The sequence below is a fragment of the Streptomyces sp. NBC_01320 genome (assembly GCF_035974375.1).
GTDB classification, from domain to species: domain Bacteria; phylum Actinomycetota; class Actinomycetes; order Streptomycetales; family Streptomycetaceae; genus Streptomyces; species Streptomyces yanii.
This window is the reverse complement of sequence record NZ_CP108390.1, coordinates 10,318,242-10,333,491: the sequence shown is the minus strand read 5'-3', so window position 1 is coordinate 10,333,491 and position 15,250 is coordinate 10,318,242. Positions and strand designations below refer to the sequence as shown.

Genomic DNA, 15,250 nt, shown 5'->3' with positions numbered 1-15,250 from the left:
CGTTCTCCTTCCGGGAGACGCTGCGCCTGCCGCCGACGCGGACCACAGTGCTCGAGAAGTAGCGCCCACCCGACGAACGGCGGTGGCCGGCCCGGGCATGCCCGGGCCGGCCACCGCTTCGCGCGCCGCGCTCGTGTGCCGTTACGAAAGCGGCTCGATCCAGATGTTGCGGTACCGCACCTTGTTGCCGTGGTCCTGGAGGCGGACGGAGCCCGCGGCCGGTCCTTCCGGAGCGCCGGCACCGGTCGGGCCGGTGATGGCCACGTCGTCGTGGACGGTCACGCCGTTCCACACCACCGTGACGCGAGCGTCCTCGGTCTTCGCGCCCTTTTCGTCGAAGCGCGCCGCGCGGAAGGTGATGTCGTACGTCTGCCAGGTGCCCGGTGGGCGGGCGGCGTTGGCGTCGGCGGCCTTCTGCTTGTAGATCGCGCCGGCCTCGTCGTCGGCGGGCGTCGTGTCGCCGAACGAGTCAAGGATCTGGATCTCGTAGCGGTCCTGCAGATAGATGCCGCTATTGGCCCGGTTCTGGCCCGTCACCTCAGGCGGCAGCTCCGGCAGCCAGAACTCGGTGTGGAGTTTGAAATCGCCGAACGACTGCTTGGTGCGCAGGTCGCCGCAGCAGACCTCCATTCCGCCGCCCGTCAGTGGCCACTGGGCGGTGCGACCGTCCGTCTGCTGCCAGGCCGCGCGGTCCGCGCCATCGAACAGGACGATGCGTTCGCCCTCGGGATGGACGCTGATCATGTCGAGGTTGACGTGTCCGGTGTCGCCCTCGTCCACTCGGTAGGTGATCGTGTTGGATCCCTCGCGCAGCTTCAGCGTCTCGGTACGGGTGGACCAGTTCGCCCAGCCGCCCGTACTGAGCAGGCTCGACTGCTTCACTTTCTCGTCACCCACGTACACGCTCACCGTCTTTGTGCCGGTGAAGGGGTTTGGACCATTCGCATACCTCAGGGCCACGTCGTACGCGCCCGCCTCGTCCACGTCGACGGTGAACGAGGTGGACGCGCCTTGGGTGCCGTAGCCGGCGACGAAGCCGCTGCCGGAGTAGCCCGCGTGGTCGGTGGCGACGCCCGCGCCGCCGGAGAGCTTGGCTTCCTCCGCCTCGTATGCCGTCGTCGCGGGCTGTTTGCCGGGCATGGCGTTGAGTGTGTACCAAGCTTCGGTGCTCCACAGCGTCTCGCCGTCGGCGGAGCTGAACGGACGCGGCGAGCGCACGTGCACGACACGGTCGGGCTTGAGACCGGTGATCTCCAGAGTGACCTTCCTCCGGTCCTCGGAGAGCCGGGCGGAGCTCACGGCGAGGGTCTCCTCGTCGACCTTGGGGCCGCCGTACGACGGTGTCGGGACGTAGCGCCACTGCTTGACCTGATAGTTCTGGGCAAGCCTGTCCGCCGTCTCCTGGGACAGCGGCTGGGTGTACTCCAGCTCGAATCCGCCCCGCTTGGCCCGCATGGCCAGGATATCGAACGCCTTGCCGCCATTGGGGGTGAGTTTCTGCAGACCGTGGGTCAGCTTACCCTCCTGGCCCCAGTTGCCTCCCGCGCCCAGACCGCCCGCGTAGATCGCCCCGTCCGGGCCCTCGCTGATGCGGTTGACACCCGCCTCGAGGCCCTGCGTGTGGCGGAAGACGGCGCCCTGGTCCTTGCCCTTGACCTTCTCCAGGAAGGCACGCTGCAGCCCGCCGTAGGTCACGTCGCCGAACAGCATCTGGCCTGCGTAGGGGCCCTTCTTCAGGAGGATCGGGGTGCTGGGAGAGTTGGCGATCTCATTCTGCGGCAGCCACAGCACCGGTTCGGTCACCGGCTGGTCGTCGAACGGGCCGGCCGGGTTGGTGTAGTGGTTGAAGAAGCGGTCGGGCTTGATGCGCACCAGCTTGGAGGCGGGGAGCCAGCCGCCCTGGTTGTCGGCGACGAAGATGTCACCGCCGGGGCCCCAGCCGATGCCGTTCGGGGTGCGCAGGCCGCCGGCCAGGTAGGTCACCTTGCCGGTCTTCCGGTTCACCTTGATCGTGGTGCCGCGGTTCGGCGCGGGCTGCGGATTCGTCGTCGCGCCACCGTAGTTGATCGCGACGGAGAGGTTGAGGTAGAAGAACCCGTCGCGGTACAGCATGCCGAAGGCGAACTCGTGGAAGTTGCCGCCGTATGGCCAGGTTGCCACCGTGCGCCGCTTGTCGGTGACGTCGTCACCGTCGGTGTCGCGCAGCTCGGTGAGTTCGTGCTTCTGCGACACGTACAGGGCCCCGTCGAGCGCCTTGATGCCCATCGGCTCCTTGAGACCGCTCGCGACCTTCTTCACCGTCACCTTGTCGGGGCCGGTCCGCCCAGTGACGTTGTCGAGGAGGTACACCTCGCCCTCGGTCTTGTCCGTGCCACCCCACGTGGTCACGGCCAGGCGGCCGTCCGGGAGCCAGTCCATGCCGGTGACTTGCGGTTTGAAGCCGTCGGGTCGCAGGTCCGTCAGAGTGTAGTCGGGGTGTGCGGCGTTCAGCGGCAGTCCGTCGCCAGGGGTGTCGGTGCCGCTCTCGCACTGCTTGCGGCCGGGGGCCGTCACGCGTACGACATCGGCGTCGGTGCTCAGTGCCGAGTTCGGTACGAGAGAGAAGGCAGCGGCGCCCGGTGGTTTCCAGGCCAGTGTGATCTGCTGGCCGCCCGTACGGTCGAAGTGGTCGATGCGCAAGGGATGGTGACCTGCCGTCAGCGAGACCGTGCCGTCCTTGGGCTCGGCTGCGTGGAGACCGTCGTGGTCGATGACCGTCCGGTCGTCGATGGTCAGGCGTGAGCCGTCGTCGCTGGTAAGCCGGAAGGTGTAGGTCCCGTCTTCGGGAACCTCGATGTTGCCGATCACTTGCGAGACGAAGTTGTCAGCGACACCGAAATGCTCGGTCGTGGACAAGTCGACGGTGGGCATCAACTTGTCGACGTTCGGGGTCTGTCCGGGCTTGAGCACGCAGATCTCGTTCATCGGCAGCCCGATGTCGAAGACGCGCAGCGTGACGCCCGGTTCCTGCGGTGGTAGGTCTTCGGCGGCATCCGCGGCGCCGGCCGGTGCCGACGTGAAGCAGCCGAACAGGAACGAGACGGCGACCAGACCGGTCAGCCGTCTGCGGGATCTGGAGCGGGACCGTAAACTCATGCATCCTCCCCGGGGGGCCACCCCGTGGAGGGGCGCCCATGGCGGTGGTACGGGACGACGAGGTGGTGCGGTCGGCGTCGCGCCGACCCGAAATGACGTGCGGTGTGCGTGAGATGCCTGGATTCGACCAGGCGTCGCACACCATAGGAGCCCTTTGCCTACTGCGTCTATAAGTTTGTCATCAGTGAGTACAAACTCTGTTGTGTCACAACCGACACACGCTGATGTCAGGCAGGGTTTCCCGCACATCGGACAAAGTCGGCGGCGCTGCAGTCCTGCTGACACGGCATCGACCCGCTCTCGTCGGGCGGGACCACTGCCATCGGCGCCTTCACCACATCAACGGCGTCGGTGAGCGTGCGGGCCTGGCAGCATCTCGATACGTCGCCTCCGCGGAGTCGAGTGGGCCCCGGCTCGCCCGGAAGCATGCCACTCCCCCGCCTCGGTGAACTCCGCCCGGTGTGGCGGACTACCGACAAGTCGCAAACCCGCAAGGGCCCTTCTCTTGTTGCGGCCCTGTCGAACTTGGAATCGTCCTGCGAGATTCCCGGCAGTGCGTGCCGGACCGCCCGAAGGACCCTCATGAGAACTGGCCCTGCCCTTGTCGAAAACTAATCCATCCTGGTGGGAGCCGTGTACGGGGTCTGGGGCATGTCAGCCGTGGCTGATGGCACCGGGCCCTCGCGCGGTTGGCGATCAGCGCGGCACGATGATCCGCCATGCTGCTGCGACTGGTCCGCTTCGGTGTGACGAACGCGTTCACGATGCTGCGCTTGCTGTCGTTGAGCGACCGGGACAGGGCCGTCGATATCCTGGCGCCGCGCCACCAGATCACCTGATGCCGGGTGTCTCGGTCCTGCGCCGTCTCATCGTCGCCGAGCCCCCTGGGCACCGCTGAGGAGGCCATGGGGGCAGTCGAGGAAGATGTGGTGTTGCGGTGGCTGTCGCTGCCCAGTGCGCGGTTGAGGTCCTCGGTGCGCCTGGCCAAGTGCTGGTGTTCCCCGTTCTCATACAGCCGGCAAAGCTCCTCGAGCCCGGTCTTACCGGGGAAGGCACAGCAATTTTCGATCGGTGCCGGCAGCCGGAACAGCTCCTCGATCGGCCCGGCTGCTCGCGGATGCACGTCCGCGCCTTCGGTCCGAGAGCTGGTGGGTGAGGTCCACCAGCGAGCTCCAGGCGTCGGCGCGCAACTGGCCGACGCTGTTGTGCACACTGGCGGCCGGCTGGTCATTCACCGTGACGAACCCCTTCGTACCGACGGCCCGCTCGCCGGACCGCCGACACCAGCGGCACCCCCGGGCGGTAGGCCAGATGCACGTGGGAGGGAGCGTCCAGGACGACGAGGTCGGCCCGCGCCCCCGGGGAGAGCCGGCCGACGTCCGTACGGCGCAAGGCACGCGCACCACCGGCCGTCGCCGCCCACAGTGCCTCGTCCGGCGTCATGCGCATCTCCCGGACGGCCAGGGCGATGCAAAAGGCCATGGAACTCGTGTAGGACGAGCCGGGGTTGCAGTTGGGAGAGAGCGCGACCGTGGCACCCGCGTCGATCAGACGGCGGGCGTCGGGATAGGGCGAGCGGGTGGAGAAGTCCGATCCCGGCAGCAGGGTGGCGACGGTCTCCCCCTGCGCCAGAGCGTCCACGTCGGCGTCGGTGAGGTACGTGCAGTGGTCGGCCGAGGCCGCCTCCAGTTCAACGGCGAGCTGAACGCCCGGCCCGTAGGTGAGCTGGTTGGCGTGAACACGGGGCACGAGGCCCCGGGCCGCCGCCGCGGTGAGGACCGCCCGCGCCTGGTCACCGTCGAAGGCGCCCTGCTCGCAGAAGACGTCCGCCCAGCGGGCGTGCGGCGCGCACGCGTCAAGCATGGGGCCGGTGACGAGGTCGACGTAGCCGCCCGGGTCGTCGGCGAACTCCGGGGGCACGAGGTGGGCGCCGAGGTAGGTGACCTCGTCGGTGTGGGCGGCGGCGACAGACACGGCGCGCGCCTCGTCATGAACCGTCAGGCCGTAACCGGATTTCGTCTCCAGGGTGGTGGTGCCCTGCCGGAGCGCCTCGCGGACGTGACGCTCGACCGTCGCGTGCAGGTGGCCGTCGGGTGCGGCGCGGGTGGCGTCGACGGTGGTCCGGATACCGCCGGCCGAGTACGGGCGCCCCAACATGCGGGCGTTGAACTCGGCCGTGCGGTCCCCGGCGAAGACGAGGTGGGAGTGGGAGTCGACGAAGCCGGGAATCACAGCCCGGCCGCCGGCGTCCACCTGCTCGTCGGCCGCCGGAGCATGGGCGGCGGGGCCGACCCAGGCGATGTCGGTCCCGTCGATGAGGAGCGCGGCGTCGGTGAGAAGGCCGAGCGGACCCTCACCGAGGACGGGGTCGTTGGTGATCAGCGAGCCGATATTGGTGACGAGGGTGCTTGGCGGATGGTGCGAATCCATGTGGATACTCCTGGGTGATCGTGCGACCGGCCGTTCGGGGCCGGTTGCGTATGCAGTCCCGCCGCAAGGTGCGGTACCACGCCCGAACGCATCCGACAGGGGGCCTGCGCGCCGCCCGGGCCCAGAAGTCCGGGCGGCGCGCAGGCGAACGTGCCGGTCAGACCAGTCGGCCGGTGACCGCCTCCGCGGCGGCCAGAGCGCGGCCGGAGGTCACGTACTGGACGGTCGCCTCGATTTCCGGGGCGAGCCAGCGGTCCGTGCCGGGACCGTCGACCGTCTCGCGCAGCCCGTCGCGCACAGCGGCCGTGGCCGGCGCCGGAGCCAGCGGAGCCCTCAGGTCAAGAGCGCGGGCGGCGGTGTAGAGCTCCACCGCGAGGACGCGGCCGAGTCCGTCGACGGCGCGGCGCAGCTTGCGGGCGGCGGACCACCCCATCGAGACATGGTCCTCCTGCATGGCGCTGGAGGGGATCGAGTCGGTGGAGGCCGGCACGGCCAGCCGCTTGAGCTCGGAGACGATCGCGGCCTGCGTGTACTGCGCGATCATGTGGCCGGAGTCGACACCCGGGTCGTCGGCCAGAAAGGCGTTGAGGCCACGGTTGCGGGCCGGGTCGAGGAACCGGTCGGTGCGGCGCTCGGAGATCGAGGCGAGGTCGGCGACCGAAATGGCCAGGAAGTCGAGCACGGCGGCGACCGGGGCCCCGTGAAAGTTGCCGTTGCTCTCCACCCTCCCGTCGAGGGTCACGACGGGGTTGTCGACGGCGGCGGCCAGCTCGCGGGAGGCCACCAGCTCCGCGTGGGCAACAGTGTCGCGGGCCGTGCCGTGGACCTGCGGCGTGCAGCGCAGCGAGTACGCGTCCTGGACGCGGGTGCACTCCGGCCCCTTGTGGCTGGCGACGATCGCCGAGTCGGCGAGCAGGGAGCGCAGGTTACCGGCGCTGTCTGCCTGGCCCGGATGCGGGCGCAGCGCCTGCAGGTCGCCGGCGAACACGGCGTCGGTGCCGAGCTGGCCCTCGACGCTCATCGCGGCGGCGATGTCGGCCGTACGCAGCAGGCGACGCAGGTCGTGGGCAGCAAGAACAAGCATGCCCAGCATGCCGTCTGTGCCGTTGATGAGGGCAAGGCCCTCCTTCTCCTCCAGCACGACCGGAGCGATGCCCGCGTCGGCGAGCGCCTCGCCGGCGGGCTTGCGCACACCCTCGGCGGTGCGGACCTCGCCCTCGCCCATCACCGCGAGCGCGCAGTGCGCGAGGGGAGCGAGGTCGCCGGAGCAGCCGAGCGAGCCGTACTCGTGAACGATCGGGGTGATGCCGGCGTTCAGCAACGCCGCGTACGCCTCCGCGGTCTCCGTCCGCACGCCCGTACGGCCGGTGGCGAGGGTGGACAGGCGCAGCAGCATCAGCGCGCGGACCACCTCACGCTCCACCTCGGGTCCCGAACCCGCGGCGTGCGAACGCACCAGGCTGCGCTGAAGCTGGGCACGCAGCTCGGTGGGAATATGGCGGGTCGCCAGGGCACCGAAACCGGTGGAGACACCGTAGTGGGGCTTCGCGTCGTCGGCGAGGGCCTGGACGACCTCGCGACTGCGAGCGATTTCCTTGAGAGCCTCCGGGGCAAGGGCCACCGGGGTCCCGAGACGGGCAACGGACACAACTTCGTCGGCGAAGAGTGCGCCGACACCAACAACAACGGTCATGCCCCCATGAAGCCGCAGGCCGGCGCGGGTCTGCGAGAGCCTCCGGGCGAAAAGCGTCTGCTATCCCAGACATTGCGTCTGAGATAGCAGACGTTCGGTCTGCGTTTTCACTGGTCTACGCTCTGCCCATGAGCATCGTCCCGGCCGCAGCCCAGGTGCTGGCCGTGCTGCGCTACCTGGCGCGGCAAGCCACACCCGTGCCCGCAGCCGCCATCAGCCGCGACGTGGGTCTGCCCCGCTCGACGACCTACCACCTGCTCGACACCCTCGCCGCGGACGGCTTCGTCGTCCATCTGCCGGAGGAACGCCGCTACGGCCTCGGCGTCAGCGCCTTCGAACTGGCCTCTGGATACGAACGCCAAGCGCCGTTCCAGCGGCTGGCCCGGGCGCCACTGGCCACGCTCGTGGACCGAACCGGGCACAACGCGAACCTCGCCGTGCTGCACGGCCGCGAGGTCATCTACGTCATCGAGGAGCGCGCCCCCGGCCAGCCGCCGCTCGTCAGCGAGGTGGGGGTGCGGCTACCGGCCCACCTGACCGCCAGCGGCCGTGCGGTGCTGGCACTGCTGCCACCCGCGCAGGTGCGGGCGATCTTCCCGGACAGGTCGGCCTTTGTGCAGCGACACGGCGCCGGTCCCGCCTCCCTGACGGCACTGCGGGGCCTGCTGACCCAAGTACGGCGCCGTGGCTACGCCACGGAGGAAGGCGAGGTCACCCCCGGCCTCTCCTCCGTCGCCGCGCCCGTGCTGGACCACCACGCCCACCCGATCGCCGGCGTCTCCGTCACCTTCCCGGGTGAGTCGGCCGACGAGTCAGAACGCCACCGGATCGCCGGCCACGTGACGCAGACGGCGCGGGAGCTGACCCGCCGGGTGGGCGGCACCACCGCGCCACAGCTATGACACATCTCCAGACTCTCGGCGGGGACCGTGAGCTTCTCGAACGACGGAGCCCGATCTTGTGACGGCACAGATCAGTACGTGCGGTTGTTGGTGTGGCCGTCCTGGCGGAAGACGCTGATGGTGAGGTTGCGCAGGCTGGCCATGGTGCGGGGCAAATGGCCGGTGCGGATCTTGGAGTCGTCGAGCAGCGCACGGTCACCTCGCCCCAGCGGGTCACGACCGAGCGCCTGCGCCTGACGGTCCGTGACGCCCACCTCCAGTGCGGCAACTTCGCGCGCTACGAGATCCACCCCACCCCCACCCTGCACCACGAACGGCAAGAACCCCGACGGCCTCCCGGGCACGCGGACGCGTGGCACTCCGGGAGGCCGTCGGGGCCGATCACGCGGTGTGTTCGACGACTCCACCGACCACGACGGTCTCCGCCACGGTGCCGGGGATGTCCTCGGGTGCGGCGCGCAGGATGTCACGGGAGAGGAGCACGAAGTCGGCTGCCTTGCCGACGGTCAGCGAACCCCGTTCGTGCTCAAGGAAGTTGGCGTACGCCGAGCCCATCGTGTAGCCGTGGACCGCGGTCTCCACACTGATCGTCTCCTGCGGCATCCAGGGCTCACCACCGCCCAGCGGGCGCCGGGTGACCGCGGTGTGGATGCCGATCATCGGGTCCATCTCCGCCACGTTCCAGTCACTGGAGAGCGCGAGCACGGCCCCGGCCGTGTGCAGACTGCGCATCGGCCATGCCTTGTGCCAGCGCTCGGCCCCGACGTTCTCCGCCCAGTCCTTGCCGGGGCCGGCGACCTCCGGGGCGCAGTGGCGGGGCTGCATGCACGCGACCACGCCCAGGGCGGCGAACCGCGGGGTGTCGTCGGGGTCCAGGCACTCGACGTGGACGACCTGGTGGCGGGCGTCCCGCTCCCCGTTGACCGTGTGGGCCCGCTCGACGGCGTCCAGTACGGTGCGGATGCCCCGGTCGCCGGTCGCGTGGACGAAGCACTGGAAGCCGCGGGCGTCCAGCTTCGTCAGCAGCTCGGCGAACTCCTCGGGCGGGTAGAAGGTGTCGCCCCGGTGGTGGCCGCAGCCCGCATAGGGTTCCAGCAGGGCCGCGGTCCGCGGCTCCACCACGTCGTCGATGTAGAGCTTGAGCGGTCCGACCCGGATCCGGTCGTCGTCATAGCGGTGGGCGGCGGTGGCGAAGTCGTCGAGGTCGGCGTCCGTGGTGCCGCGCGGATGGAAGAGGGCGGCGACGATCCGGGACTTGAGCCGGCCCTCGGCGCGTGCGCGGTCGAAGAGCGGGAGGTCGTCGAGCGAGTTCTGGGGTTCGACCACCGTCGTAATGCCGAAGCGGATGGCGTCGTCGAGGGACTTGACGAGCCGCCCGTACTGCCGGTCGGGCGAGGCCCACGGAAGTCCCAACTGCTGGAGGGCGCGGTGGCCGTCGCGGGACAGGCCCTTGACCGCGAAGTCCTTGATGAAGCCGGTGGGTTCACCCGTGGCCGGGTCGGTCACGGCTTCGCCGAACGGCAGGTGGGTGTGGTCGCGGTCGATGCCGAGGCGGCGCAGGCCCGCGGTGTTGACCCAGGCGGTGTGCACGTCGTAGCTGAGTACGAAGGCCGGTACGTCACCCGTGACCGGGTCGAGGTCGGCGGCGGTGGGCATCCGGCCGTCCGGGATGGCCGAGTAGTCGAAGGCTTCCGCCTCGATCCACCCGGCGTCGGGGTTGGCGGTGTGCCAGGCACGGATGCGGGCGTGGACCTCGTCGAGGGTTCCGGCGCCGGAGAGCTGGACGCAGGCGTCGTCCGAGCCGAGCCGGACATGGTTGTGGGCGTCGACGAACCCGGGGAGCACGAGCTTGCCTTCGGCATCGATCACTCGGGTGCCGGGCCCCGTCCACCCGTTCGCGTCCTCGTCGGAACCGAGCCAGGCGATACGGCCGTCGACCACCGCCATGGCCTGTGCCTCGGGGAGTTCCGGGTCGACGGTATGGATGCGGGCGTTGCGCAGGACGAGGTGGGCGGGACGGGCGGGGCTGGCCATGTGGTGTGACTCCTTGCGGTGCGGTGGTGCGGTCGGTCGGTGGTTCGGGCGGGGCGTGGCCGCCGGTCAGGAAGGTTCGGTGTGCGGTGCGACGGTCCGCCGGGCGAGCGCCCAGTAGACGAGCCCCGAGACGACGGAGCCGAGCAGGGTCAGGTCGGCGCCGCCCAGCGGTGCGACCAGCGGGCCGGTCCACAGCTCGGAATCGCAGGTCAGCGCGGCGAAGACCATGCCGACGAGCAGCGCGGTCATGCCGGCGGGGTGGTAGCCGGACCGGTACCAGTAGGCACCGTCCGGTCCGGCGTGCAGTGCCGGTGCGTCGTAGCGGCAGCGGCGCATGATCATGTCCGCGAGGAACACACCGCCCCAGGGTGCGAACACGATGATCAGCAGGGAGAGGAAGGACAGCAGTGAGCTGGTGAAGTCGGTGAGGAAGAGCGCGCACAGGGAACCCGCCGCGGTGACGGCCGCGCTGATGATGATGGCCTTGGAGCGGCTCCAGGGGACGCCCAGCACCTGGAGGTTCAGGCTCGAAGAGTAGAGCGTGACGATCGAGTTGGTGACCGATCCGCCGAGCACGAGGGCGAGGAAGAGCGGCTGGAACCATCCCGGCAGCAGCTTCTCCGTGCCCGCCACCGCGTCGGTCATGTCCGTCTGCGTGGCGGCGGCCACCCCGGCCACGCCCAGGGCGACCGAGGAGACGAAGCCGCCGAGGGCTCCGTACCAGGTGAGCGAGCGCATCGAGGTCGCCTTCGGCAGGTAGCGCGTGTAGTCGGCGGGCATCGGAACGTACGAGAACGGCCCGGCCAGCATCACGACGAAGGCGAGACTCCACCCGGAGGCGCCGGGATGGACCGCCGCCCCGCCCGTGTCGGCGCCCGGCAGCAGGAACACGAGGAGGGCGGCGAACCCGACGGCGAGGACGTACGCGATCCAGCGCTCGGCGAGCTGGACCGTGGCATGGCCCCAGAGGGCGACGAGGAACGTCAGCGCAAGGGTGATCAGCAGGGCGAGGGCACGTCCGGTGTGGCCGGAGGCCCATCCCAGATCGGCGAAGAACGCTTCGAGGGCGAGCGTGCCGACGACCGTGTTGAGGATCGTGTAGCCGATGCTGACCACCCAGTTGAGCATTCCGGCGGGCCAGTTGCCGCGAACGCCGAAGGGGGCCCGAGAGATGACCAGGGTGGCGGTGCCGGTGCGTACGCCGCTCAGTCCGGCGGCGCTGATGGCGAAGAACGACAGTCCGCCGATGACGACGACGCCGGTCGCCTGCCAGAAGGAGAGCCCGAAGGCGACGGCCAGGGCGCCGTTGATGACGTAGGTGAAGGTGAGGTTGGATCCGAACCAGAGCCAGAACAGATCCCTCGCGCCGCCGTGGCGCTCCTCGTCGGGAATCGGGTCGATGCCGTGTGTCTCGACCTGGAAGACCTGGTCGGTGGCCATGGTCACGCCGGGCGCCCTCGCGGTCGTCTCCTGCTGCGTCATGCGGCCTGCCTCTCATCCGTGCGTGCTCCGGGAGCCCCGGAACAGCACTTTGAACGCTGTTCTAAAAGTTTGAATGGCATTCAAGATGTGTCTGCGGGGGCTCGTCAAGACCTCCGCCGAAATCCGCGGGCCGAGGCGGGCTAAGGTCGTCACCGGGGTCCACGGAACAGGAGGGGTGGCGTGGCGGCGACGACGCGACGGCGGGACGGGCATCTGGCCCGAGAACGCATGCTGGAGGAGGCGATGACAGCCATTGCCGAGGACGGCCTGGCCGGACTCACCATGTCGGCACTCGCCAAGCGCCTCGGCACCAGCGGCGGCCACATCCTCTACTACTTCGGCAGCAAGGACCGGCTGCTCCTGGAGGTGCTGGGCTGGAGCGAGAGTGCGCTCGCCGAGGAGCGCCGGGCGCTGCTGGCCGGCCGGGCCGGCGCCGAACGCAAGCTCGGCCAGTTCGTGGAGCTGTACCTCCCCCGTGGACCGCGCGATCCGCGCTGGACCCTGTGGATCGAACTGTGGGCGCGCACGGCGTCGAACGAACCGCTGCGACAGGCCCAGGCCGAGATCGACCGCGGCTGGCAGGAGGACCTCGAATCGCTCCTCGCCAAGGGCGTACGGCAGGGCCGCTTCGCCGAAGACCTCGACACGGCGGCCCGCGCGTCCGAACTCCTGGCCCTGCTCGACGGGTTGAGCACGCGTGTGGTCCTCGGTCAGCGCGGAGCGGACCGGGCGAGCGCGCTGCGCATGGCGCTTTCGGCGACCGAGCGGCTGGTGGAGCGGGGTTAGGGTCTCCCGTTCGGATCATGCCGGGCACCCCGACCGCCGGCGACGGGAGTGTCTAATCAACGGCAGATCTGCTGATCAAGCAGAGACGCCAAGTGAGCGAAACGACGATCGAGCACGAGTCCGTCGAGGAGCCGGCCGGTGGTGCGATGCCGTCGGCCGCGTAGGACGAACAGCTCGTCGCGAGGCTGATGACCGAACTCGGCCTGGTAGCACGGGTGGTGAAGCATCGCAGGGGGTCTGACCCGGCCGGGGAAGCGGCCCGGCCGCGCCGGACTTCGTGAAGCGGGACTTCACCGCCGAGGCGTCCGATCCCGTCTGGTGCGGTGACATGACGGAGATCGTCACCGAGGAGGACAAGTTCTACCTCGCCACGTTCATCGACCTGTTCTCGCGACGCCTGCTCGGCTATGCGATGGGTGCCCGCCACGACGCGGACCTGCCGACTCCCCCTGATGGCAACCACGAGGCGCGGCGGTGGTTCTCGTGGGGCCAGGGATACGCGAAAGGTGGGCCGATGAGCAGCGGCTGTTCACCGAGGCCTGTCTGCACGGGCTGCGGGCCCGGCTGTGTGACGATCGAGGCGCTGGACAGCTGTCTGCTGCCACGGCTCGCGGCGATGGCGCGGAAGGTCGCCGAGGCCTTGAAGGAGCCGCAGCCGGCACCCGTGTGACGTTCGGTGCGGCCGCGGCCAGCCGCAAAGCCATGCCCCACCACAACTTCGCAAGGGTGGGGAACGGCTCGCGGTATCACGCCTTCGGACTCCACGGCTCGAGGACCGTACGTGCTTCGGCGACATGGGCGGTCTGGGCGTTGACCAGGCCGTCTCCGAAAGTGACCAGGGGAGCGGGAGTCTCGCCACGCAGGGCTCCATACTCGGCCAGCGAGCGGAAGCCGTGCTGCTCCGGCTCCGGCTTGCTGCCCGCACGCAGCTTCGGCAGGACCTCCTCGGCGAACAGCTGCAGCGTCTTGTTCGCCAGCCACTCCGGCTTGGAGTCCGCCATCGGGTCGATCAGCACACGGCCGGGGTCGATACGCTCGAACATGGCCTCGAGCTGCGTCCGGACGGTCTCCGGCGAGCCGACGATGACGGTGCCGTTCTCGATGGCCAGGTCAAAGGTGCTCTTGTCCGTGGACTCGCTGCGATAGCCGCCCCCGAGCACTCCCCTCATTGATCCCGAGGTCAGGTAGCCCGGCGGGAAGTTGTCATGGAACGGAGAGAGGAAGAAGTTCTGCGACGCCCACAGCGAATGGGCCTCGGCTTCGAGACGCGCCTGCTTGTCGGTCTCACGTTTGTCGATGCGTTCTGAGAACGACCGTGGGTCAGACACCTTGGGAATGTTCGCGAGAAGTAAAAGCAGACAGGTGGTTCGCGTCGACTCGCCGGCGGGTCTGCGAGGCCTTGGGCCTGTCGGTCGAGGTGGGGCTGGACGAGACAGCGGTCCGCGAGGTGCTCTCCAGCGTCGGCCGGTACGCCAAGGACGTACGGGCCGACGAGCGCCAGGCCGCTGAACTGGGCGCGGGCGGTGTGCCGTTCTTCATCCTGGACAAGAAGTACGGCGTGGCCGGCCTGCAGTCCGTGGAGTCGAGGAGCCGTCGGTGGCCGGACAGGGCTGAGCACCAAAACCGCGACCTCCCCTGCGGGTAGAGGGAGGGCGCGGCTGGTTTGGACGGGGTCCTGCTGTCTGCTCTGAGCTGTGTCGTTGGTTACTGCCAGTTGGGCAGTATTGCCTCGTTGTAGCGGGAGCCGGCCGCCCCGTGCGGCAGGATTTTGCCGATACGGGCGAGGTCCTGGGGCGTAAGGGTGGCCTGCGCGGCAGCCACGTTCTCCTGCAGGCGTTGCGGGCTGCGGGTGCCCGGGATGGGCACGATGTCGTCGCCCTGCGCGAGCAGCCAGGCGAGGGCCAGCTGGGTAACTGTGATGTCCTTGCCCGCTGCCAGGGCGGTCAGCTCGCGGACCGCGGCGAGGTTCTTCTCGTAATTGCGGGGCTGCCAGCGGTCGTCCGTGCTGCGCATGTCGTCGGCAGGGTACTCGGCGGCCGGCTTGACGGTGTCGGTGAGGAAGCCCCGGCCGAGAGGCGAGTAGGGCACGAAGCCGATGCCCAGTTCCCGGACCACCGGCAGGACGTCGGCCTCCACACCCCGCTCGAACACCGAGTACTCGGTCTGCAGCACCGAGACGGGGTGGACTGCGTGGGCCCGCCGGATCGTTCCGGGACCGGCTTCACTCAGCCCGAAGTAGCGCACCTTGCCCTCGGCGATCAGCTCAGCGACCGTGCCGGCCACGTCCTCGATGGGGACGTTCGGGTCCACGCGGTGCTGGTAGAGCACGTCGATGTGGTCGGTCCCGAGGTGGCGGAGGCTGTTCTCGGTGACCTCACGGATGTGCTTGGGACGGCTGTCGAGAGCGATCCCGAACTTGGCCGGGTCGGTGAAGTCATAGCCGAACTTGGTGGCGAGCAGGATGTCGTCGCGGAAGTCCTTCACGGCACGGCCGAGGAGCTGCTCATTGCTTCCGGTGCCCAGGCCGTACAGCTCGGCGGTGTCGAAGAGGGTGACGCCGAGTTCGTAGGCGCGGCGGATCGTGGCGATGCTGCTCTGGTCGTCCGGGGTCCCGTAGGCGATGGTCATGCCCATGATGCCGAGGCCGATCGCCCCGGCCCGGAGGCCCTGGCTGCCAAGAGTCCGCAGGGGGAGGTTTGTCGTTTGCTGTGCCATGCCCTCAACGCTAGGGACGCGGGACCTCGGAGACATGGGGCACTAGTCGCGTAAAATTGCCTGATCCTCTCAG

At 69.4% G+C, this 15,250-nt stretch carries 12 protein-coding genes; 4 read left to right on the top strand and 8 right to left on the bottom strand.

Going from position 1 to position 15,250, the window contains the following annotated elements:
• Positions 1-141: 141 nt before the first annotated feature.
• The 3 genes from OG395_RS46870 to hutH form a co-directional block, all read right to left on the bottom strand.
• A complete protein-coding gene (locus tag OG395_RS46870) occupies positions 142-3,135 on the bottom strand; it encodes a family 16 glycoside hydrolase (RefSeq protein ID WP_327248367.1) in 2,994 nt (997 codons plus the stop codon).
• 1,227 nt (positions 3,136-4,362) lie between these two features.
• Positions 4,363-5,565: an imidazolonepropionase gene (gene hutI, locus OG395_RS46865; protein ID WP_327248366.1), complete on the bottom strand. Its 1,203-nt coding sequence runs from the start codon at positions 5,563-5,565 to the stop codon at positions 4,363-4,365.
• 157 nt (positions 5,566-5,722) lie between these two features.
• Positions 5,723-7,258, bottom strand: a complete 1,536-nt coding sequence (hutH, locus tag OG395_RS46860) for a histidine ammonia-lyase (RefSeq protein ID WP_327248365.1) — start codon at positions 7,256-7,258, stop codon at positions 5,723-5,725.
• A gap of 128 nt (positions 7,259-7,386) precedes the next feature.
• On the opposite strand from hutH, the gene OG395_RS46855 reads away from it, so the two are divergent.
• Positions 7,387-8,160: an IclR family transcriptional regulator gene (locus OG395_RS46855; RefSeq protein ID WP_327248364.1), complete on the top strand. Its 774-nt coding sequence runs from the start codon at positions 7,387-7,389 to the stop codon at positions 8,158-8,160.
• Between the two features lie 71 nt (positions 8,161-8,231).
• Here OG395_RS46855 and OG395_RS46850 read toward each other — a convergent pair whose 3' ends face one another.
• From OG395_RS46850 to OG395_RS46840, 3 genes are all read right to left on the bottom strand, one after another.
• Positions 8,232-8,450, bottom strand: coding sequence for a hypothetical protein (locus OG395_RS46850; RefSeq protein ID WP_327248363.1), 219 nt, complete (start codon positions 8,448-8,450; stop codon positions 8,232-8,234).
• Positions 8,451-8,541: 91 nt separating this feature from the next.
• Positions 8,542-10,194: an amidohydrolase gene (locus OG395_RS46845; RefSeq protein WP_327248362.1), complete on the bottom strand. Its 1,653-nt coding sequence runs from the start codon at positions 10,192-10,194 to the stop codon at positions 8,542-8,544.
• 66 nt (positions 10,195-10,260) lie between these two features.
• The gene (locus OG395_RS46840; RefSeq protein ID WP_327248361.1) at positions 10,261-11,676 is read right to left on the bottom strand and encodes a purine-cytosine permease family protein; all 1,416 of its coding nucleotides are present in this window, start codon (positions 11,674-11,676) and stop codon (positions 10,261-10,263) included.
• A 180-nt stretch (positions 11,677-11,856) separates the two neighbouring features.
• Here OG395_RS46840 and OG395_RS46835 point away from each other — a divergent pair, with 180 nt between their 5' ends.
• Together OG395_RS46835 and OG395_RS46830 are read left to right on the top strand one after the other, a co-directional pair.
• Positions 11,857-12,462: a TetR/AcrR family transcriptional regulator gene (locus OG395_RS46835; protein WP_327248360.1), complete on the top strand. Its 606-nt coding sequence runs from the start codon at positions 11,857-11,859 to the stop codon at positions 12,460-12,462.
• A gap of 277 nt (positions 12,463-12,739) precedes the next feature.
• Positions 12,740-13,132 (top strand): DDE-type integrase/transposase/recombinase, encoded by a 393-nt coding sequence (locus tag OG395_RS46830; protein WP_327248359.1) that lies wholly within the window; start codon positions 12,740-12,742, stop codon positions 13,130-13,132.
• 76 nt (positions 13,133-13,208) lie between these two features.
• Here OG395_RS46830 and OG395_RS46825 read toward each other — a convergent pair whose 3' ends face one another.
• Positions 13,209-13,790, bottom strand: a complete 582-nt coding sequence (locus OG395_RS46825; RefSeq protein ID WP_327248358.1) for a hypothetical protein — start codon at positions 13,788-13,790, stop codon at positions 13,209-13,211.
• Positions 13,791-13,861: 71 nt separating this feature from the next.
• Between OG395_RS46825 and OG395_RS46820 the strand changes: the two genes are divergently transcribed.
• The gene (locus OG395_RS46820; RefSeq protein ID WP_442818684.1) at positions 13,862-14,107 is read left to right on the top strand and encodes a DsbA family oxidoreductase; all 246 of its coding nucleotides are present in this window, start codon (positions 13,862-13,864) and stop codon (positions 14,105-14,107) included.
• Positions 14,108-14,166: 59 nt separating this feature from the next.
• On the opposite strand, the gene OG395_RS46815 is transcribed toward OG395_RS46820, so the two are convergent.
• A complete protein-coding gene (locus tag OG395_RS46815; protein ID WP_327248357.1) occupies positions 14,167-15,177 on the bottom strand; it encodes an aldo/keto reductase in 1,011 nt (336 codons plus the stop codon).
• Positions 15,178-15,250 lie beyond the last annotated feature (73 nt).